This window comes from Helicobacter turcicus, assembly GCF_019711685.1.
Lineage (GTDB): Bacteria > Campylobacterota > Campylobacteria > Campylobacterales > Helicobacteraceae > Helicobacter_D > Helicobacter_D turcicus.
Genome location: NZ_JAIGYQ010000012.1, coordinates 1 through 18,534 on the forward strand (window position 1 = coordinate 1; position 18,534 = coordinate 18,534).

The following is an 18,534-nucleotide window of genomic DNA, read 5'->3' on the forward strand; positions in this document are numbered from 1 at the left end:
TCTTTTAATTCTGCCCCCCCCCCCAACTATTCTGCTTTAACAACCCAACAAACGCATTCTATCTATCCTAACAAAAACACACAATTCCTAAACTACACTTTAGAGTATAAGCCTTTGGGGGAGGTATTCCACATCAAAAATGGTTATACTCCATCAAAAGCAAAAAAAGAATATTGGGAGGGAGGTAGTATTCCTTGGTTTAGAATGGAAGACATACGCACAAATGGTAGAATCTTAAAAGATTCTATCCAGCACATCACACAAGAAGCGGTAAAGGGAGGCAAACTTTTTCCTGCAAATTCTTTAATTATTGCCACCACTGCAACCATAGGCGAACACGCTCTTATAATCGTTGATTACTTAAGTAATCAACAATTCACTTGTTTAAGTCTAAAAAGTGAATTGTTGGATTCTGTCAATATGAAATTTATGTTTTATTATGGCTTTATTTTAGGGCAATGGTGTAAGGAAAATATTAATGTCTCTGGCTTTGCTTCAGTAGATATGAGTAAGTTTAAAAACTTCCCCATTCCCCTCCCTCCCCTAGAAGTGCAAAATGCAATTGTTGCAATCTTGGATAAATTTGATTGCTTGGTTAATGACTTAAGCAAAGGAATCCCCGCAGAAATAAAAGCTAGAAGACAGCAATACGAATATTATAGAGAAAAGCTATTAAGCTTTAATTTTTACTTCTAAATAAGCACTTTTTGGCTAGAATCGCGGAAAATTTTGCATTATTTATAAAGAAAAAGGGAAGTAATGTGTAATCCAAATATGAAAAGTGGTTTTGTAAAGATTCTAGGTTTAGTTTTCATTTTTGTGCTAATTGGCGGAGGGATTTTGGTTTTAAGCTTAGATTCCTTTGAAAAAGAAGCACCAAAGATTACAATTAGAGATAAAGCAGTATGGAATCTTAAAGATTCTTTTCCTATTGAGATTAGTGATAATGTTGCTATTAAAAGTTATAGTGTTGCACTTATTGAGAATGGACAAAGGATTCCACTTGATGTGCAACAAATCAATGCACAAGATACAATGTGCGTAGCAAAAAATGCAAATCTTTCTCCACTAACTCAAAACATTATCACACCAACCCCTACAAAGAGTTTTTGTATTGGGATTCAAAAGCCAACAGGAGTGAAAGATAATGCAAAATTTATTACGCTTGAAGTAAGCGTTACTGATACAAGCAAATGGAATCTTTTTAAAGGCAACACAACAACACAGCAATTTAATATTGCAATTGATTCTAAAAAGCCACAACTTGCTGTGGTTTCAAATTCTTATAAAATCACGCAAGGCGGAAGCGCACTTGTGATTTTTCGCGCAATAGATGAGAATTTGGAGAATCTTACGATTACAAATGGAAATTTGGAATTTAAAGCGCAACCTTTCTATAAAGAAGGATTTTATATTGCATTGATTGCGTGGTCAAAGATGCATGATAATTTCACTCCAAAAATCATTGCTGAAGATAGTGCAGGCAATGTGAGTATAGCACCTATTGGTTATTTTCAACAAAAGAAACGTTATAAAGATTCTACGATTCCACTAACAGATTCTTTTATTGATGGCAAAATTTCAACTCTTGTAGAGGAGATTGGCGAGAAAAGTTTAGATGAGTTTGAAAGTAAAGTTGAGATTTTTCGCTATATTAATGAGGGTGTGCGTCAGCAAAGTTTTGATAGGGTTTTCAAAGCTGCCTCAGAATTTGATACAGAATCACTTGTGGAGAATTTTCATATTAAACCTTTTGCTCCGTTAAGAGGTGGTGCTGTAATGGCAAGCTTTGGGGATTATCGTCGTTTTACTTATCAGAGTGAAATTGTTAGCGAATCGCATCATATGGGATTGGATTTAGCAAGCATCAAGCAAGCACCTGTGATATTAAATAATCCGGGTATTGTAACGCTTAATGAGTTTGTGGGGATTGATGGAAATAGTATTGTGGTGTATCATGGACTTGGGTTATCCACTTTGTATGCGCATTTAACAACTTCTGATGTCAATGTAGGCGATGTGTTGGAATCTGATATGAAGATTGCAAACACCGGAAACACTGGGCTTGCACTTGGAGACCATTTGCATTTTAGCGTACTAGTGCAAGGCTATGAAGTGTGGAATGCGGAGTGGATGGATGCAAAATGGATTAAGCTTAACATTACTGATGTGATTAATGAGGCAAAAGCGATTATTAACCAAATCTAAGGCTCTAAAATGATAAAAACAAGGCAGAAGAATTTTCGTGCATTTATTTTTGTAGAGGGTGAAGAGCAAGAAACCATTGCTTATATTGACAAAAATTTGGGTTTTTTGCAGAGTCTTTTGCTGATTTTTGCTTATCCCTTAAATGACAATTATGCTTCACTTTTAGAGTATCTACAAAGCAAGCAGTTAAACTTTGTGCAATCAGGTAGCGTAGAGAGCCTAAGACTAGATACGAGACAAATCCAAAAAGAAAGAGAAAGCGAAAATATAAAAGAATCCAAAAATGAAAAGACTCAAAATATGGAATCTAAAGATACAGAATCCAAACAAAGTGCGGTTACACTAGTTTTTCATCGCACAATTCGCAGCGGAGAGGAGATTATCACAAAGGGTGATTTGACAATTTTTGGTAGAATCAATAATGGTGCGCATGTTCAAAGTAGCGGAAATGTGCAGATTTTTGGCACAATTAGCGGAAATGTGTTTTGTGATGGAGATTACATGATTTTAGGTGAAGTGAGTGAGGGCAATGTGCTGTTTGATGGAGAGATTGTAGATAAAGAGTTGTTAAAATATCCGCGCAATAAAATTTATAAAAAAAATGATTCCATTATGGTGGAGGAATTGCAATGAAGCAACAAACCATAGCAAAAAAAGTAGAATTAGTCGGAATTGGATTGCACAAGGGTGTGCCGGTGAAAATGGTGCTTGAGCCACTGGATGCAAATTGTGGAATCTATTTTTATCGCAATGATGTGGGGGCTAGTATTCCGCTAAAGCCTGAAAGTGTTGTAGATACGACAATGGCAACGGTGATTGCAAAAGATGGACATAAAGTTTCTACCATAGAGCATTTACTCTCTGCAATTCATGCTTATGGGATTGACAATCTAAAAATCACGTTGGATAATGAAGAAGTGCCAATAATGGATGGCAGTAGCATTGGATATTGTATGCTCCTTGAAGAAGCTGGAATCATCAAGCAAGAGGCAACAAAAAAGATTCTAAAAATTAAAGCTCCTATTGAGGTTAAAGATGGCGATAAATTCGTGCGTTTTGAGCCAAATGAGAGTTGTGTGTTTGATTTCTCTATCCATTTTTCACACCCTGCTATTGGTATGCAGCAATATAAGTTTAATTTCTCCACTAAAAATTACAAAGAGGAAATTGCACGTGCTAGGACTTTTGGATTTCTAGGTGAAGTGCAGTATTTGCGCTCTATTGGGCTTGCACTTGGCGGGTCTTTAGAAAATGCAATTGTTCTTGATGAATCAAGCATTTTAAATAAAGATGGTTTGCGTTATAAAGAGGAATTTGTTCGTCACAAGATTTTGGATGCCATTGGTGATATGGCTCTTCTTGGGATTCCTCTTCTTGGGGCGTATGTTTCTTATGCAGGAAGCCACAAGCTTAATCATTTATTAACTAAAAAGCTTTTTGAGAATAGTAATGCTTATGAAATTTTAGAGAGTGAAGAATCTCAAAAAGTTTATGAATACGCTTTGCAAAATGTATAAAGTTTTGATTCTCCCAAATGTTGCTAGAGAGCCTATTTTGGTGGGTGTATATAATGCAGATCTTACGCTTTGTAAAGAGTTTGCGCTCACTTCTCCTATAAGTGATGCTTTGGTGCCTTTATTTGTGGAGTTAGAAAAACATGGTGTGGAGTTTGATACATTGTATTTTGTGCGCGGACCTGGGAGTTTTATGGCGTTAAAATTGCTCTACCTCTTTGCTAAAACACTAGAAATTGCAAAGGGAATCAAACTTTTTGCCACACATGCATTTCACTTTAATGCAAGCTCTCCAATTAAAGCCTATGGAAATTGCTATTTTGTTTGCGAGAATGCAGAAAAAAGTGTGCAAACTAGTGGTTTTGGAATCAGAGTTAAAAATTTCACTACGATTCCGCACATTACACCTTTTGTCTTGCCAAAAGTGCTAGATACAAGCATTTTTGATACAAATCTAAAACCGCTATATTTACTGCCTCCAGTTTAGTGCATTAAGGTGTGATAATGAGTGGGAATTTACCGCATAATTGTTTGATAAATCCGGAGATTCAAAAACCAAAAATGAGTATCCAGCGCAAGGCAACAGTGGTTTCTAGTCTTGTTGCAAGTGTGTTGATTGTGGTTAAATTTATTGCTGGAATCTTAAGTGGTTCTGTGGCAATTTTAGCTAGTGCAATTGATTCATTGCTTGATTTATCTGCTTCAGTATTTAATCTGTATGCGATTACAAAAGCAGAAAAGCCAGCGGATTTGAAATTTAATTATGGGCGCGGAAAGATAGAATCTCTTGCTGCAGTGATTGAAGGTAGCGTGATTTTGGTCTCTGGAATCTTTATTTTGTATCAATCGCTTAAGAAAATCTTGCTAGGAAGTGAATTAGCGCGTATTGATTTGTCCTTATATGTGATGATTTTCTCCCTTGTGCTGACTACTGCGCTTGTGCTATATCTTAGTTATGTGGCAAAAGTTAGCAATAATCTTGTGATAAAAGCCGATGCATTGCATTATAAAACAGATATTTTGAGTAATGTAGCTGTGCTTGGAGCATTAGTGCTTGTAAAACTAACAGGGTTTAACATTATTGATGCACTATTTGGAATTGCAATTGGGCTGTATGTAGGGTATTCTGCTTTTGGACTCTTAAAGGAGGGTGTGCTAGTTTTGCTTGATAGAGCGTTAGATAATGATAAACAAAATGCGATAAAAGCGATTTTGGATTCTGCAAAGGAGGTGAAAAGTTACCATGATTTAAAAACGCGTCAAAGCGGAGATGTGTATTTTGTAGAGGTGCATTTGGTTTTTAATCCTGAAATTTTACTAAGGGAGGCGCATGCTGTGGCAGATTCCATTGAATGTAAAATTCAAAATCTACAAGGCAATTGGATAGTAATCACTCACCTTGATCCTTACGATGATGAAGGGGCTCAAGCGTGCAGTATTTGATTGATTTTCTACAAGTAGGGAATATTAATAAGGCAAAAATCTACCCTTTTTTGAAATGCAGCAAAGAAGAAGCATTGATTTTACGCTATTTGTGCAGGGAGTTTTTAAAGGGTGAGCACGAAATTGCCTGTTTAGATGTGATTAATGCGCTTTTTTCTCCAAAAAATGAAGTAGAAATTTTGCAATATTTACCCTATTTTAAAAACTTACTAGATACGGGTTGGATTGCACAACATATTTTTTTAAAAACCATAAGTCAAGAAGAATTGCTCTTAGAGTTGCTAAATATGACTATTTCGTTGAGTACGAGCTTTTTAAAGCTACTTGAAGAGGGTGGAATCAATCCTAAGCTTCCAAAAATTGCACCTTATAATGACCATTTAGAGTATTTAAAAGATCAGTTTGCTTGTATTGAGCTACTGCATAGCTTAAGTCCGCATAAAAAAGACAGCCATGCATCGCCACTTTTGAAAAAAGGAATGCAAAAATATAAGCTTTTACAAGAACGCATTCAAGAGCGTTTGGAGCTGACAAAAGAGAAGCCAAGTTTAGAGAGTATGTTTAAAGAGTTTAATTTAAATGCGCAAGAAAAGATTATTTTTTTAGCACTTGTTAGGGAGGAGTATTTAGGAAAAGAGAGTGAGGGTAGGGAGCTTAGCACTCTTATTAATCTGGTGAGCATGAATGATTATGAGAGAATGAAAAATCGCTCCTTGCTTGATGATCGCAGTCGTTTGGTAGAAAAGGGGCTTGTAGATTATGATGAGATTTTAAATCCTTTTGGCGGTGTGAGTCGCACATTTTTTGTCCCTGATGTAATTTTAAAGAAAATCACGCATCCACAAGCGCAAAGCAAAAAAGAACGTATTAGCTTAGAATCACTTGTGCAGGAGCAAGAGATTTTTGAATTTTTACGCCCAAAGGTAACCCTAAATGATGTGGTGCTAAATACTAGCACAAAAGAAACGCTTGAAGTGTTATTAAAACAAATGGATTCTAAAGTTCTGCAACGTTTAAAAGATTGGGGGATTAAGGATAAAAAGCGTGGAATCGACGCAAAGATTATCTTTTATGGTGCTGCTGGCACGGGTAAGACAATGACTGCACTTGCGCTTGCAAAGTCTCTTAAAAAGCCTGTTCTTAGTTTTGATTGTTCTAAAATTCTTTCTATGTATGTAGGTGAGAGTGAGAAAAATGTGCGCAAGATTTTTGAATCTTATAAGGAGCTGTGCGTAAGCTCAAAGCAAAATCCGATTTTGCTTTTAGATGAAGCAGACCAATTCTTAAGCACACGCACGACAAGTGGTAGCGGAGCAGATAAAATGCACAATCAAATGCAAAATATTTTTTTAGAGCAGATTGAAAAATTTGATGGGATCTTAATTGCCACAACAAACTTGCTTGAGACGCTTGATACCGCTTTTTCTAGGCGATTTAATTATAAGATTGAGTTTAAGCGTCCAAATTTTGAGGAGCGTGTGCGCTTGTGGGAGAAGCTACTGCCCAAAAATGCACCATTTCAGAAGGATTTTAATATAAAAAAACTTGCGGAATTTAATCTAAGTGGAGGACAAATTGCTCTTGTTGTTAAAAACACTGCTTATAATATTGCAAGTGCCAAAAATCCAGAGTTTAGCACACAAAGTTTTTTAGAGGAAATCAAGCGTGAATTAAAGTCTAATTTTGATGGAGCGCGTGAAATGGGATTCCATATTTAATGTTTTAATTAAAACTTAATTAGCATTAATCACACAAGGAAGCATAAAATTTTTTATTGAGTGTGGAATTTCTAAACTCTTATGGTTTCAAGTTGGTTGATTCTGTGGGGTATTCTTTTTAGTTTTCTTTTTATTAGGAGTGTGTAAGGGCTTTTTAAAGTGATTGCTTCTTAGGTGGTTATTTTTTTGGAGATGATAGACGTTTTTAAAGTTGCCACTAAATTATTTTTATTTTTTAAGATTTTTCTTCATTGTGTTGGTAAAACTTATTGCAGTGTTTATTGTTGTTTAAAACAAAAACCTCATAAAATCTTGTATAATCTTAAGCTTATTTTTAAAGGCTATATTATGACGAGATTTTCTAAAGCTGGGTTTGTATTATCAACCGCTGGGAGTGCGATTGGGCTTGGAGGAATTTGGAGTTTTCCTTATTTGGTCGGGCAAAATGGCGGCTTTGCATTTGTGTTGGTTTTCGTGGTGGCGTTTTTAGTTTTTGGAGTGAGTGTGTTTATTATAGAAATGCTTTTTGGTAGGGCAAGCGGACAAAATGCAGTTAGCACCTTTGAAAGCTTTGCTCCAAAACATTTAGGATTCCTAAAATATGGCGGATTTATGGTGATTTCTGGCGTGTTGATTTTCTCCTTTTATACGGTGGTATTAGGTTGGCTTGTGCATTATATGTTTTTAAGCATTTTTGGAATGCCAACGACATTAGAGGGCGCAAAAAACTTATGGGGAAATTTTGCTTCTAGTCAGATTCTTTGGCAAATGTTGTGGCTTTTTGTGATTGTGGCAATTTGTGCATATATTTTAAATCGTGGCGTAAAAGCTGGGATTGAGAAACTAAATTTAATTTTAATGCCAATGCTGTTGTTTATTTTCTTAGGGCTCTTAGTGTATTCAACGTTACAAGATGCATTTTGGGATTCCTTTAAATTTCTATTCCAACCAGATTTTAGCAAAATCACTTCAGAAGTTGTAATAAAGGCTATTGGACAAGCTTTTTTTTCGCTATCTTTGGGGGTTGGTGTGATTTTGACTTATTCAAATTCTATGCCAAAACATGGCAATTTTGTGCGCTTTGCAGTTATGGTCGCGCTGCTTAATTTCTTTTTCTGTCTCATTGCTGGGCTTGTAATTTTTACTTTCATTTTTAGTTATGGTGCAGAGCCAACAGAGGGAGTTGGGCTTGTATTTGTGTCTTTGCCACTAATTTTTGCAAATATGGGAGTAAGTGGGCAAGTGATTGCATTTTTGTTCTTTGTCGCACTTATTTTTGCAGGAATTACTTCGGCTGTTTCTATGCTAGAGCCATTAAATAGCTATCTTATTGAACGTTATGGAATGAAACGTCGTAATGCAAATTTCATTAGTGTGCTTTGTGCGTATTTATTGGGTGTGGTTGTATTACTTAGTAATACGGCGGTGTTTTCAGAGGATTTGACATTTTTTGGAAAGAATCTTTTTGATTGGTTTGTCTATATTACAAGTTCTTTCATGCTTCCATTTGCAGGGGTATTTATGTGTATTTATATGGGTTGGATTCTGCCAAAAGAGCGTGTGTATGCGATGGGTGAGGGATACTTAAAAGGGATTTATTTTGAGGGCTGGTATAAGGTAATCCGCTATATTGCACCACTTGGAATCTTGCTTACAATGGTGAGTTTGATTTAGTCCGTGAATACGTTGGAATCTTTAGGGCTATTTGGGTTATTTTTAGTCTGTTTTTTAGCAAGTAGTCTCTACCCTTTAGGTTCTGAAGCTTTTGTAGTTGGATTTTTGGTTTTGGATTATGCTTGGGTTTTAGTGTGGATTGTCGCAACGTTTGGAAACACACTAGGCGCGTTGGTAACTTATGGAATCGGATATATTGGAGATTCTTATTTTTTAAAGCACTTTAAGGGAGTGCACGCAAAAATTCACCGCTATGCAGATGGAATCCAAAAAAGAGGATTTCTCTACGCATTTTTTAGTTTTTTGCCTGTTGTTGGTGATGTGTTTGTGCTTGGGCTTGGTGTGTATCGTTATTCTATTCTTAAGAGTTGTATTTTTATTGCACTAGGAAAGGGTGTGCGCTATTTGGTGTTAATTGTAGCGTATAACAAATATCAGCATGGTTTTTAGCTATTTCTTGTTTATTAAATGTTTCTAAATGGAATCTCATTATTTGGGTGATAGTTGGAATAGTTTGCCATTTGTTTTGAGCTTCCTAAGATTATCACAAACTCTAATCTACTAGAAAATCAAAATAGATTCTTTGTTTTTAGGAGCTTGGAGTCAAACTTTCTTTTGCAATAAATGTATGAAAATTCGTTAGCTTATCTTTTTGTTATTATCGTTAAAAAGTAATTTTAAATTGGTGTGTTTGTAAAATGAGTAATAAAGCAACTAGAAGTCTTAAACTTCTAGAGCCATTTTAATTGCGTTTTCAATGAGTGGTTTAGAGTTTGGTTCAACTAAGCGCTCACCTGCTTCTACGCCATTTTTGTAAAAAATCAACGTCGGGATTCTGCGCACACTTAATTCTTCCTTTAATGCCTCTTCTTCATCTGCCATTACTGCAAAAAATTTCATTCTCTCGCCATATTCTTGTGTAAGCATTCCCATAATAGGTTCGATTTTGCGACAATCTGGACACCAAGGCGCACCCACTACAACCATGCATACACCTTCTTTTATTGCATTTTGATAAGAATCCTTTGTTAATTTTTCTAGCATAATACTTCCTTAATTTTGAATTTCAATTCACTATTGTGTGATAAATTTGCTTAAAAGATAGCAAGGTATTAGATTTGTGATGGCTACATAATGTTTGTGAAAACTGCCTGCACATCGTCATCTTCCTCAATTTTATCAAGGAGTTTTTCAATATCTACAAGTTGCTCTTCACTAAATTCCACAGGGTTTGTTGCTATACGTTCTAGGGCTGCCTTTTTGACTTCTGTTTGCATTTTTTCAAGTGCATTTGCTAGAGTGCCAAAGCTTGTGTAATCCCCATAAATATGGATAATATCTTCTTCTACTTCCATAGAATCCAATCCTGCATCAATGAGATTGAGCTCTAATTCTTCTAAATCTGTGATTCCGTTTTTACTAATTTCAAAATGTGCTTTGCGCGAGAACATAAACTCTAAGGAATTATTAGTTAGCATTTGTCCGCCAAGTTTGTTTGCATAGCTTTTTAGGTTTGCAACTGTTCTTGTGGTGTTATCCGTAGCACATTCTACAAAAAACAGCGCTCCATGCGGTGCTTTAATTTCATAATTGACCTCTGTAATTTGGATTCCATCTTTGCCTAATGCCCTTTTAATTGCTGCTTCAATATTGTCTTTTGGCATATTTTGCGCTTTTGCAGCAAGGATTGCAGTTCTTAGCTTTGAGTTCATATCAGGATCCCCACTGCCTCCTTCTTTGACAGCAATGCTAATTGCTTTGCCTAGTTTTGGGAAAAGTTTGGACATCTTATCCCATCGTTTTTCTTTGCTTGCTCTGCGGTATTCAAATGCTCGTCCCATACATAACCTTACAATGTGGATTAAAATTGGAATTGTAGTATTTTAAAGTTTAAAACTCCTAAATATTCGCATAATAGAGTTAAATCTCTTGACATAGAATACTGATTGTTATATAATCCCCTCTCCAAAAGAGCTTCAAATTATTCCGGATTAGCTCAGCGGTAGAGTAGGCGGCTGTTAACCGCTTGGTCGTAGGTTCGAATCCTACATCCGGAGCCACTTTCAGTTTTTAAAATCCCTTAAGCATTGCGATATAAAATCTAAGATTGGCAATCCTAGTAATTTGTGGGTTGTATTTTTGCAAAGCAAATTTTATGTGCAACTAGAATTAAATGCAGTGTTATTCTGGAAAGTTGCCTCCATATGTAAAGGCTTTTGTGTTTTTTAGAAGTTTCGTATGTATTTCTACTGCTTAAATTTTAAGTATTCTTGTGGAGTCCTATGTAATTAGAAAATAAAAAAGTAGTGCAAAATGTAGGATTTGAAAATATAAGTCAGCAAACCTCTTAAAAGATAAAATTTAGCAATCCTATTTTTTTACGCATTGGATTTCGTATTCAATCTTCGCAGAATTTAAGGCATGTTTAATGCTTTCTAAATCCTCACACATAAACCAAACTGCGATTCCACAATCACTTGAAAACTCTCTAGGAGTTGGAACAAGTTTGATATTAATCCCAAGATTTTGCAAGATATTTTCACTCTCAAATGCACTGGAAGTGGTATATACTAGAACATAGCCCTCAATGTGTTGTTGTCCCATTCTATTTTTCCTAAATTCTAGTTTTTTGCAATATGACGCAATGCCCAAATGGTAGTTTCAATTTCAGATTCCGTATTGAAAATCCCCGGACTTAAGCGGATTGTGCCACCACTTGTAAAACTGCCAAGAGTTTTATGGCTAGAAGGTGAGCAGTGTAGTCCCACACGCACATAGATTCCATATTCATTGCTTAGACGCATTCCAGCTTCGGATAATGCGCAATTTAAGATTGTAAGAGATAAGATGCCGCTACTATCGCCTTTTGTGTGATAAATTTTAATGTTTTTTGCATTATTTAAACCTTGAATTAGCATATTGCGTAAATGCAACTCATAAGCGTGGATATTTTCCACTCCTTTTTGTATAATCCACTCTAGCCCCACTTTTAATCCAGAAATTCCATGCATATTTGGTGTCCCACCCTCAAACTTATCGGGTAAAAAATATGGCTGAATCTCCTCTTCGCTTGCACTTCCTGTTCCGCCAAATACAAGCGGAGAGAGTGTGTTAAAATCAAAAGAATCGCTCATTAAGAGCGCACCAACTCCCATAGGAGATAAAAGCCCTTTGTGCGCACTAAGAGCTAGAAAATCCACTTGTTGCATAATCTCTTGCATAGGCACACAACCAACACTTTGCGCACCATCAAGCAAGATTTTACCACCATTTGCGTGTGCGATTTTTGCAAGCTCTTCAATGGGTGTTATTGCGCCACTAACATTATTAATGTGTGTGCAAGCGAGGAGTTTTGCTCCCTTTAAGAGTTCTTTTGCGCTTTTTAAATCCACCACATGTTCGCTATTGCAAGGAATCTCACGCACTTCAATATTTAAAGTCTCTTTAAGCGCATTTAAAGGGCGTTTAATGGCGTTATGCTCCATTTGTGTAGTAACAACAATATCATTGGGTTTTAAAAAACCTTGCAATAAGGTATTTATCGCCATTGTTGCATTGAGCGTGAATAAAACACGTTTGCAGTCTTTTAAGCCTAGTAAATCTGCTAAAAGACGTCGTGTTTGAAATAAGATTCTGCCTGATTGAATAGATAGCGCATGTCCGCTTCGTCCGGGGATTGCTCCAATATTTTTCAAAAAAACATTTACGGCTTCTTTGACGCCTGGTGCTTTTGGAAAAGTAGTCGCAGCATTGTCTAAATAAATGTATTTTTGAAAATCTTGTGTTTGCATTGCCTCTCTTTATTTTGGGATTCCAAAAGATAGAATCCTAAATGTCTATTTTTTCAAAATAAATTCTAAATCCTCACCATTTTTGGTTTGAGATTCCACAATATATCCGTATTGTGTCGCTAGACGACGGATATTATCGCTACTTGCACCACAACTGCATAATACTTTAATTGCGCTTTCGCCCCTTTCTAATAAAGGTTTTAAGTTTAACATAGGTTCTGGACAGCTAAGCCCACGCACATCAAGTTCTGCCATAATTTCTCCTTAGTGTTTTTCTTTCGCAAATGTCGCAACAAGCAAACAGAAAATAAATCCAATAATTACAGCAATTGGTGCATTCGCTCCAATTCCTGCTGGAGAGCTTGCAAGGGCGAAGTTGTGTGCAAAGGCAGCACCTACAAGCAACCCCATAATAAACACTCCTGCATCACCATCGCCCTCACCGCTTAAGATAAGCTGACGACCAGGACAACCTCCAGCAAGCGTAAAAGCAATTCCAGCAAGTGCCATTCCTAGAAAATTCCAAAGCATATCATTATGTGCAATAGGCTGTCCTGTGAAGCCCGGATTGAACAATCCTAATGTGAGGTTTGTGATAAATGCCACAATTACGAGCGCAATCACACCTTGTAAAATATGTGTATCACGCAAAAGCACGGCATCACGTACCGCTGCAATCATACAAAATCGGCTTTTTTGAAAAATCGCACCTAAGAATAATCCTGCAATGAGTGAAATAATAAGCGGTGCGTGCATAGAACCCGGTCCTTTTTGAGAAAATTTAATGGGTGTATTAGAATCAAGTAAGCCCCAAATTAAGAATCCTAAAAGTCCTAGCACAAAGATAGGGAATACGAATCCTACGATTTTACTTGCTGGACGATTGTGACCAAGAGAGAAACCACGTTTTAGAAAAAATATGCCAATTAAGATTCCAAATATTAACCCAAACACACCAGCAATAGCACTCCAATCCCCAGCACTTATGCGTAGCCACATTCTCCAAGGACATCCCAAAAACACGAGTGCGCCAATCATGGCAAAGACTCCAAGCATAAAGCGCACAATGGGTGCAGAACCTGCACGCGGACGAAATTCTCTAAAAATAAATGCTGCAATGAGTGCTCCAAAAACTAATCCGATCACTTCTGGGCGAATGTATTGCACAATACCTGCTTGATGTAAGTTTAGCGCACCTGCAATATCACGCGTAAAGCATGCTGCACACACGCCCATATTGCCCGGATTTCCAAGATGCACTAAGATAGGTGCTAGAACTCCAAGTGCAATTCCTGCTAGAATCGGCAAAGTCGCCAATTTCATAATAAACTCCTAAGATAAATTAGATAAATTAAGACAGCTAGTGCAAAGGAGAAGATTTTAAGAATGCAGCTGTTTGCTTGAGCCTCAAGCTAAATTGAAGTTGTGCATTCTAGCAGAGTGTTGCTTAAATTACTGCAAACTTTTGGATTTAATTTTTTATTCTATTATTTTTTGTTAGAATCTTGCTTAGTAAAAATTTTAGGAGTTAAGAGCATGCGAAGCCATTATTGCACAGATTTAGGTGAGCAAAACATTGGGGAAGTGGTGCAGTTGTGTGGCTGGTGTAACACTTATCGCGACCATGGAGGAGTTGTTTTTATTGACTTACGAGATCGTAGCGGTTTAATCCAACTTGTCTTTGACCCAAGAGACTATCAAGAAGCGCATAAAATTGCAAGTGAAGTGCGTGATGAATATGTATTAATTGTCAAAGGAAAAGTGCGCAAAAGAGGCGAGGGGTTAGAGAATCCTAAACTCAAAACAGGAAAAATTGAAGTGCTTGTGGAGTCTTTAGTGGTTGAAAATAAGAGCCTAACGCCTCCTATTGCTGTGGGTGATGAGAGTGTGGGTGAGGATGTGCGCTTAAAATATCGCTATTTGGACTTAAGAAATCCTAGATTGCAAGAAATTTTTATTATGCGCTCCAAAGTTGCGCAGGCAACGCGCAATACACTAAGTGATTTAGGATTCTTAGAAGTGGAAACGCCAATTTTGACAAAGGCTACACCAGAGGGTGCAAGGGATTACCTAGTGCCTAGTCGTGTGCATCATGGAGAATTTTATGCACTTCCTCAAAGTCCGCAACTCTTTAAGCAGCTCTTAATGGTGAGTGGGTTTGACCGCTATTTTCAAATTGCAAAATGCTTTAGAGATGAGGATTTGCGCCTAGATCGTCAGCCAGAATTTACACAAATTGACTTAGAGATGAGTTTTTGTAACGAAGATGATGTGATGGAGGTAGCGGAAGAGGTATTGCACTCCATCTTTAATGCGTGTGGAATTACAATTTCTACGCCCTTTGAACGTTATTCTTATAAGGAAGTTATGGAATCTTATGGAAGTGATAAGCCTGATTTGCGCTTTGATTTGCCTCTTGTTGAAGTGGGAGATTTATTTGTAGATTCAAGCAATGAAATTTTTGCATCCCTTGCAAAAGATTCTAAAAAGAATCGCTTTAAAGCTCTTTGTGTTAAAGGTGGCGATACATTCTTTAGTCGTAAAACTTTAGGTGAAGCAGAGGAGTTTGTGCGAAAATTTGGAGCAAAAGGTTTAGCATATATTCAAATTAAAGAAGAAGGCATAAAAGGTCCGCTTGTAAAATTCATAAGTGAAGCCAATCTAAAAATCTTGCTAGAGCGTGTGGGTGCAAGCGTCGGGGATATTATTTTCTTTGGAGCAGGAGAGAAAAAAGTTGTGTGGGATTATATGGGACGTTTGCGTCAAAAAATAGCACAAGATATGGGGTTGATTGATTCTAGCGCGTATAAATTCTTATGGGTTGTGGATTTTCCGATGTTTGAACGCAATGATGATGGCAGTATTTCAGCACTCCACCATCCTTTTACAATGCCTAGTAATTTAGAAGTGAAGGATTTAGAAGAAATTAATTCTGTGGCGTATGATGTGGTGCTAAATGGATTTGAAATTGGTGGAGGTAGTATTAGAATCCATAAGCAAGAGATTCAAAGTCGCGTGTTTGAATTGCTTGGAATCTCTAAGGAAGAGGCGCAAGATAAGTTTAGCTTCTTGCTTGAGGCATTGCAGTTTGGAGCGCCACCACATGGAGGATTAGCCTTTGGTTTAGATAGAATCATTATGTTGCTAAGCAAAGCACATTCTATCCGTGATGTTATCGCATTCCCTAAAACACAAAAAGCAACTTGTCCTTTAACAGAGGCTCCAAGTGTCGCAAGTGAAGAGCAATTAAGAGAATTGCATATTAGAGTGAGAGAAACCAAAAAGTAAGGAGAAAGAGATGAAAAAGTTATTTTTAGTCATTGGCGCACCTGGAAGTGGAAAAACAACCGATGCAGAGATTATTAGTAAAAACAATGGTGAATCTATGGTGCATTATTCTACAGGCGAACTTTTACGTGCAGAAGTAGCAAGCGGAAGTGAGCTAGGGAAACTTATTGATAGTTTTACAAGCAAAGGAAATCTTGTGCCCTTAGAGATTGTAGTTAAAACAATTGTAGATGCAATTTCTAATGCGCCAAAAGATGTAGTATTAATTGATGGTTATCCTCGCAGTGTGGAGCAAATGATAGAGTTAGATAAGATTCTGCAAGATAAAAATGACATTACACTTGCAAGTGTAATTGAAGTAGAAGTTAGCGAGAAAACAGCTTGTGATAGAGTTTTAGGACGTGCTAGGGGAGCTGATGACAATGTAGAAGTTTTTAATAATCGTATGCGTGTGTTTCAAGAGCCTTTAAAAGCAATCCAAGAATTTTATGGCAAAAAAGGAATTCTGTGCAAAGTCAATGGTGAGCGCACGATTGAAGAAATTACAAGCGAAATGGAAGATTTTATTAAATCAAAATGTTAAAGGAGAGCAGTGCTAATATGGTAGAAACTTTGCGCTGAAGTGGCAGATTACATTATATTAATGTATCACAATAAAAATTAAGGAGCAAACAATGGATTTAAGTAAAATTGAAGTAGGAAGCAATCCAAATAAATTAAATGTAGTCATTGAGATTCCGTATGGTTCAAATATTAAGTACGAAATTGATAAGGATAGTGGTGCAGTTGTCGTAGATAGGGTGATGTATAGTGCAATGTTTTATCCAGCAAATTATGGTTTTGTGCCAAATACACTAAGTGATGATGGGGACCCTGCTGATGTGCTTGTGATTAATGAGTATCCACTGCAAGCTGGAAGCGTTATTAAGGCGCGTTTGATTGGTGTTTTGATTATGGAAGATGAGAGTGGGTTAGATGAAAAGCTTATTGCTGTGCCGCTTTCAAAAATTGACCCCAGATATGATAGGGTCAAAAGCCTAGAGGATCTACCGCAAATCACTTTAGATAGAATCAAGAATTTCTTTGAAACTTATAAAATGCTAGAGCCAAATAAATGGGTGAAAGTCAAGGAATACAAAGATTTGAATGCGGCAAAAGAGATTTTAGATAAGGCAATTAAGAATTACAAATAATTGCATTTTGTTGCTAAAAGTAATTTTAGTATTAAGAATCATAGCTTTTAAGAGAACTTTGCTCTTAAATTTTAGAGTCTATTTCAAAGGAGAATATAATGAAGAAAATCGTTTTAGCTTTAGTGTTAGCGACGTTTGCGCTAGTTGGTTGTGGTGGCGAGAAAGATACAATAGCGGGTGCATCAGGCGATAATAAAAAAGTATATGAAGTGAAATTCGCACATGTTGTGAGTGAGAATACGCCAAAGGGCAAAGCAGCAAATTTCTTTGCAAAGAGGGTGGAGGAGCTAACAGATGGACAAATTAAAGTGCATGTTTTTCCTTCTGCGCAACTTGTAGATGATGACAAAGTTTTTCAAGAATTAAAGCGCAATAATGTGCAACTTGCAGCACCAAGTTTTTCTAAATTTACACCTTTTGCAAAAGAGTTTAATCTATGGGATGTTCCTTTCTTGTTTCGTGACACGGAGCATTTACATAATGTAATGGATGGAGAAGTAGGAAAAATCTTAAGAGATGTGATTAGCTCTAAAGGTTACATTGCACTAGATTACTGGGATGCAGGGTTTAAGCAATTTAGCACAAATAAAAAACCAATTGTTCTACCAAGTGATGCAGAGGGGCAAAAAATGCGTATTATGAGTTCTAAAGTGCTTGAAGAACAAACAAAAGCAATTAAAGCAATTCCGCAAGTCTTACCATTTGGTGAAGTGTATTCTGCATTGCAAACAGGTGTCGTAGATGCTGCTGAAAACCCACTTTCAAATCTCTATAACTCTAAGTTTTATGAAGTGCAAAGTTCTATTACAATCTCAAATCATGGATATTTAGGCTATTTGGTTGTTGCTAGTGAAAAATTTTGGAATACTCTGCCACAAGATTTACAAGAAAAATTTACAATTGCAATGCGTGAGGCAACAATCTATGAAAGAGAGGAAAGCGCAAAAGAGGAAAAAGTATTACTTGAACGTTTAAAAGCAAATGATAAGACAAGCACAAAAGTGTATGAGTTAGATGCTGCGCAAAAACAGCAATGGCAAGATGCAATGATTGCAATTTACCCTAAATTTTATGATTTAGTTGGTAAGGAGTTGATTGAAAAAACAATCAATACAAAATAATAAATGCGAGTAAGGGGCATTAGTGAATTTTTTTCAAGTGTTGGATAAGGTCATTGTTGGAATCAATAAGAATGTTGCTGTATTTGGGCTGTTAGCTGGAATCGTAATTACAGCAATTAATGTTTGTGTGCGCTACATTGCAGGATTTTATCCAGAAATTGGGTCCCTTACTTGGGCAGAGGAAGTGGCAAGGTATTGTTTCTTGTGGTCGGCATTTTTTGGGGCAGCTTATGGCTTTAGAAAAGGAGTGCATATTGCTGTAACAATGTTAATTGAGAAATTTCCTCCAGTTGTTGCAAAAACATGTGTGCTACTAACACATGTTTTAAATTCTGTATTTTTAGGCTTTATGTTTTATGCAAGCTTGATGGTTTGCTATTTAAATTATGAAATTGGTTATATGAGCGAAGCTCTACATAATGTTCCTTTGTGGGTGTTTCTTTTGTGTTTGCCTATTGCATTTTTGGGTGCAACTTATCGCTCTTTGGAGAAGATTTATGAAGTTTCTTTGATGTCAGCGGATAAAGTGGCAAAAAGCGCAGAAGAAGAGATGATTCACGATTCTGTGGTGAAAGATTAGGAAA

The 18,534-nt window shown here is 36.7% G+C and carries 20 protein-coding genes and 1 tRNA gene; 15 read left to right on the forward strand and 6 right to left on the reverse strand.

Annotated elements, in window-relative coordinates:
* The 9 genes from K4G57_RS07780 to K4G57_RS07820 form a co-directional block, all read left to right on the forward strand.
* On the forward strand, positions 1 to 696 hold a 696-nt coding region (locus tag K4G57_RS07780), incomplete at its 5' end, for a restriction endonuclease subunit S (RefSeq protein ID WP_236035818.1).
* Between the two features lie 63 nt (positions 697 to 759).
* Positions 760 to 2,208, forward strand: a complete 1,449-nt coding sequence (locus K4G57_RS07785; RefSeq protein WP_221532627.1) for a M23 family metallopeptidase — start codon at positions 760 to 762, stop codon at positions 2,206 to 2,208.
* Positions 2,209 to 2,217: 9 nt separating this feature from the next.
* Positions 2,218 to 2,841, forward strand: coding sequence for a septum site-determining protein MinC (locus K4G57_RS07790; RefSeq protein WP_221532628.1), 624 nt, complete (start codon positions 2,218 to 2,220; stop codon positions 2,839 to 2,841).
* Positions 2,838 to 3,725 (forward strand): UDP-3-O-acyl-N-acetylglucosamine deacetylase, encoded by an 888-nt coding sequence (lpxC, locus tag K4G57_RS07795; protein ID WP_221532629.1) that lies wholly within the window; start codon positions 2,838 to 2,840, stop codon positions 3,723 to 3,725. The genes K4G57_RS07790 and lpxC overlap by 4 nt, the downstream gene beginning before the upstream one ends.
* Positions 3,718 to 4,209 carry a hypothetical protein gene (locus K4G57_RS07800; protein WP_236033277.1) on the forward strand — a complete coding sequence of 164 codons (492 nt, stop codon included), beginning with the start codon at positions 3,718 to 3,720 and terminating at the stop codon, positions 4,207 to 4,209. Before lpxC ends, K4G57_RS07800 begins: the two co-directional genes overlap by 8 nt.
* A gap of 74 nt (positions 4,210 to 4,283) precedes the next feature.
* Complete coding sequence (locus K4G57_RS07805) at positions 4,284 to 5,165, forward strand: cation diffusion facilitator family transporter (RefSeq protein ID WP_221532690.1); 882 nt, start codon at positions 4,284 to 4,286, stop codon at positions 5,163 to 5,165.
* Positions 5,153 to 6,883, forward strand: a complete 1,731-nt coding sequence (locus K4G57_RS07810; RefSeq protein ID WP_221532630.1) for an ATP-binding protein — start codon at positions 5,153 to 5,155, stop codon at positions 6,881 to 6,883. The genes K4G57_RS07805 and K4G57_RS07810 overlap by 13 nt, the downstream gene beginning before the upstream one ends.
* Positions 6,884 to 7,231: 348 nt before the next feature.
* Positions 7,232 to 8,557, forward strand: a complete 1,326-nt coding sequence (locus tag K4G57_RS07815) for a sodium-dependent transporter (protein WP_221532631.1) — start codon at positions 7,232 to 7,234, stop codon at positions 8,555 to 8,557.
* Positions 8,558 to 8,560: 3 nt separating this feature from the next.
* Entirely contained in the window at positions 8,561 to 9,007 is a 447-nt protein-coding gene (locus tag K4G57_RS07820) for a YqaA family protein (protein WP_221532632.1), read from the forward strand.
* A 273-nt stretch (positions 9,008 to 9,280) separates the two neighbouring features.
* On the opposite strand, the gene K4G57_RS07825 is transcribed toward K4G57_RS07820, so the two are convergent.
* Both K4G57_RS07825 and K4G57_RS07830 read right to left on the reverse strand, forming a co-directional pair.
* Positions 9,281 to 9,601, reverse strand: coding sequence for a thioredoxin family protein (locus K4G57_RS07825; RefSeq protein WP_221532633.1), 321 nt, complete (start codon positions 9,599 to 9,601; stop codon positions 9,281 to 9,283).
* Between the two features lie 83 nt (positions 9,602 to 9,684).
* Positions 9,685 to 10,398 carry a YebC/PmpR family DNA-binding transcriptional regulator gene (locus K4G57_RS07830; RefSeq protein WP_221532634.1) on the reverse strand — a complete coding sequence of 238 codons (714 nt, stop codon included), beginning with the start codon at positions 10,396 to 10,398 and terminating at the stop codon, positions 9,685 to 9,687.
* Between the two features lie 144 nt (positions 10,399 to 10,542).
* Between K4G57_RS07830 and K4G57_RS07835 the strand changes: the two genes are divergently transcribed.
* Positions 10,543 to 10,617: transfer RNA gene (locus K4G57_RS07835), tRNA-Asn, on the forward strand.
* 310 nt (positions 10,618 to 10,927) lie between these two features.
* Here the strand turns inward: K4G57_RS07835 and K4G57_RS07840 are convergent.
* Genes K4G57_RS07840 through yedE form a run of 4 tightly spaced genes read right to left on the reverse strand, consistent with a single transcriptional unit; the run spans position 10,928 to position 13,671 of the window.
* On the reverse strand, positions 10,928 to 11,161 hold the full coding sequence (locus K4G57_RS07840; protein WP_221532635.1) for a putative Se/S carrier protein: 234 nt from the start codon (positions 11,159 to 11,161) through the stop codon (positions 10,928 to 10,930).
* A gap of 17 nt (positions 11,162 to 11,178) precedes the next feature.
* Complete coding sequence (locus K4G57_RS07845) at positions 11,179 to 12,348, reverse strand: aminotransferase class V-fold PLP-dependent enzyme (protein ID WP_221532636.1); 1,170 nt, start codon at positions 12,346 to 12,348, stop codon at positions 11,179 to 11,181.
* Positions 12,349 to 12,393: 45 nt separating this feature from the next.
* Positions 12,394 to 12,603 carry a sulfurtransferase TusA family protein gene (locus K4G57_RS07850; protein WP_221532637.1) on the reverse strand — a complete coding sequence of 70 codons (210 nt, stop codon included), beginning with the start codon at positions 12,601 to 12,603 and terminating at the stop codon, positions 12,394 to 12,396.
* 9 nt (positions 12,604 to 12,612) lie between these two features.
* A complete protein-coding gene (yedE, locus tag K4G57_RS07855; RefSeq protein WP_221532638.1) occupies positions 12,613 to 13,671 on the reverse strand; it encodes a YedE family putative selenium transporter in 1,059 nt (352 codons plus the stop codon).
* Between the two features lie 213 nt (positions 13,672 to 13,884).
* On the opposite strand from yedE, the gene aspS reads away from it, so the two are divergent.
* From aspS to K4G57_RS07880, 5 genes are all read left to right on the forward strand, one after another.
* A complete protein-coding gene (gene aspS, locus K4G57_RS07860) occupies positions 13,885 to 15,636 on the forward strand; it encodes an aspartate--tRNA ligase (RefSeq protein ID WP_221532639.1) in 1,752 nt (583 codons plus the stop codon).
* 10 nt (positions 15,637 to 15,646) lie between these two features.
* A complete protein-coding gene (locus K4G57_RS07865) occupies positions 15,647 to 16,219 on the forward strand; it encodes an adenylate kinase (protein ID WP_221532640.1) in 573 nt (190 codons plus the stop codon).
* Between the two features lie 91 nt (positions 16,220 to 16,310).
* Positions 16,311 to 16,829 (forward strand): inorganic diphosphatase, encoded by a 519-nt coding sequence (ppa, locus tag K4G57_RS07870; RefSeq protein WP_221532641.1) that lies wholly within the window; start codon positions 16,311 to 16,313, stop codon positions 16,827 to 16,829.
* 98 nt (positions 16,830 to 16,927) lie between these two features.
* A complete protein-coding gene (locus K4G57_RS07875) occupies positions 16,928 to 17,950 on the forward strand; it encodes a DctP family TRAP transporter solute-binding subunit (protein WP_221532642.1) in 1,023 nt (340 codons plus the stop codon).
* Positions 17,951 to 17,972: 22 nt separating this feature from the next.
* On the forward strand, positions 17,973 to 18,530 hold the full coding sequence (locus K4G57_RS07880) for a TRAP transporter small permease (protein WP_221532643.1): 558 nt from the start codon (positions 17,973 to 17,975) through the stop codon (positions 18,528 to 18,530).
* Positions 18,531 to 18,534: the final 4 nt, after the last annotated feature.

What these genes read in the sequence shown, in the direction of transcription:
- ppa (WP_221532641.1), top strand. Translation starts at nt 16,311, where the DNA reads ATGGATTTAAGTAAAATTGAAGTAGGAAGCAATCCAAATAAATTAAAT.
- K4G57_RS07845 (WP_221532636.1), bottom strand. Translation starts at nt 12,348, where the DNA reads ATGCAAACACAAGATTTTCAAAAATACATTTATTTAGACAATGCTGCG.
- K4G57_RS07800 (WP_236033277.1), top strand. Translation starts at nt 3,718, where the DNA reads ATGTATAAAGTTTTGATTCTCCCAAATGTTGCTAGAGAGCCTATTTTG.
- yedE (WP_221532638.1), bottom strand. Translation starts at nt 13,671, where the DNA reads ATGAAATTGGCGACTTTGCCGATTCTAGCAGGAATTGCACTTGGAGTT.
- K4G57_RS07850 (WP_221532637.1), bottom strand. Translation starts at nt 12,603, where the DNA reads ATGGCAGAACTTGATGTGCGTGGGCTTAGCTGTCCAGAACCTATGTTA.
- aspS (WP_221532639.1), top strand. Translation starts at nt 13,885, where the DNA reads ATGCGAAGCCATTATTGCACAGATTTAGGTGAGCAAAACATTGGGGAA.
- K4G57_RS07865 (WP_221532640.1), top strand. Translation starts at nt 15,647, where the DNA reads ATGAAAAAGTTATTTTTAGTCATTGGCGCACCTGGAAGTGGAAAAACA.
- K4G57_RS07785 (WP_221532627.1), top strand. Translation starts at nt 760, where the DNA reads ATGTGTAATCCAAATATGAAAAGTGGTTTTGTAAAGATTCTAGGTTTA.
- K4G57_RS07875 (WP_221532642.1), top strand. Translation starts at nt 16,928, where the DNA reads ATGAAGAAAATCGTTTTAGCTTTAGTGTTAGCGACGTTTGCGCTAGTT.
- K4G57_RS07825 (WP_221532633.1), bottom strand. Translation starts at nt 9,601, where the DNA reads ATGCTAGAAAAATTAACAAAGGATTCTTATCAAAATGCAATAAAAGAA.
- K4G57_RS07790 (WP_221532628.1), top strand. Translation starts at nt 2,218, where the DNA reads ATGATAAAAACAAGGCAGAAGAATTTTCGTGCATTTATTTTTGTAGAG.
- lpxC (WP_221532629.1), top strand. Translation starts at nt 2,838, where the DNA reads ATGAAGCAACAAACCATAGCAAAAAAAGTAGAATTAGTCGGAATTGGA.
- K4G57_RS07805 (WP_221532690.1), top strand. Translation starts at nt 4,284, where the DNA reads ATGAGTATCCAGCGCAAGGCAACAGTGGTTTCTAGTCTTGTTGCAAGT.
- K4G57_RS07840 (WP_221532635.1), bottom strand. Translation starts at nt 11,161, where the DNA reads ATGGGACAACAACACATTGAGGGCTATGTTCTAGTATATACCACTTCC.
- K4G57_RS07830 (WP_221532634.1), bottom strand. Translation starts at nt 10,398, where the DNA reads ATGGGACGAGCATTTGAATACCGCAGAGCAAGCAAAGAAAAACGATGG.
- K4G57_RS07815 (WP_221532631.1), top strand. Translation starts at nt 7,232, where the DNA reads ATGACGAGATTTTCTAAAGCTGGGTTTGTATTATCAACCGCTGGGAGT.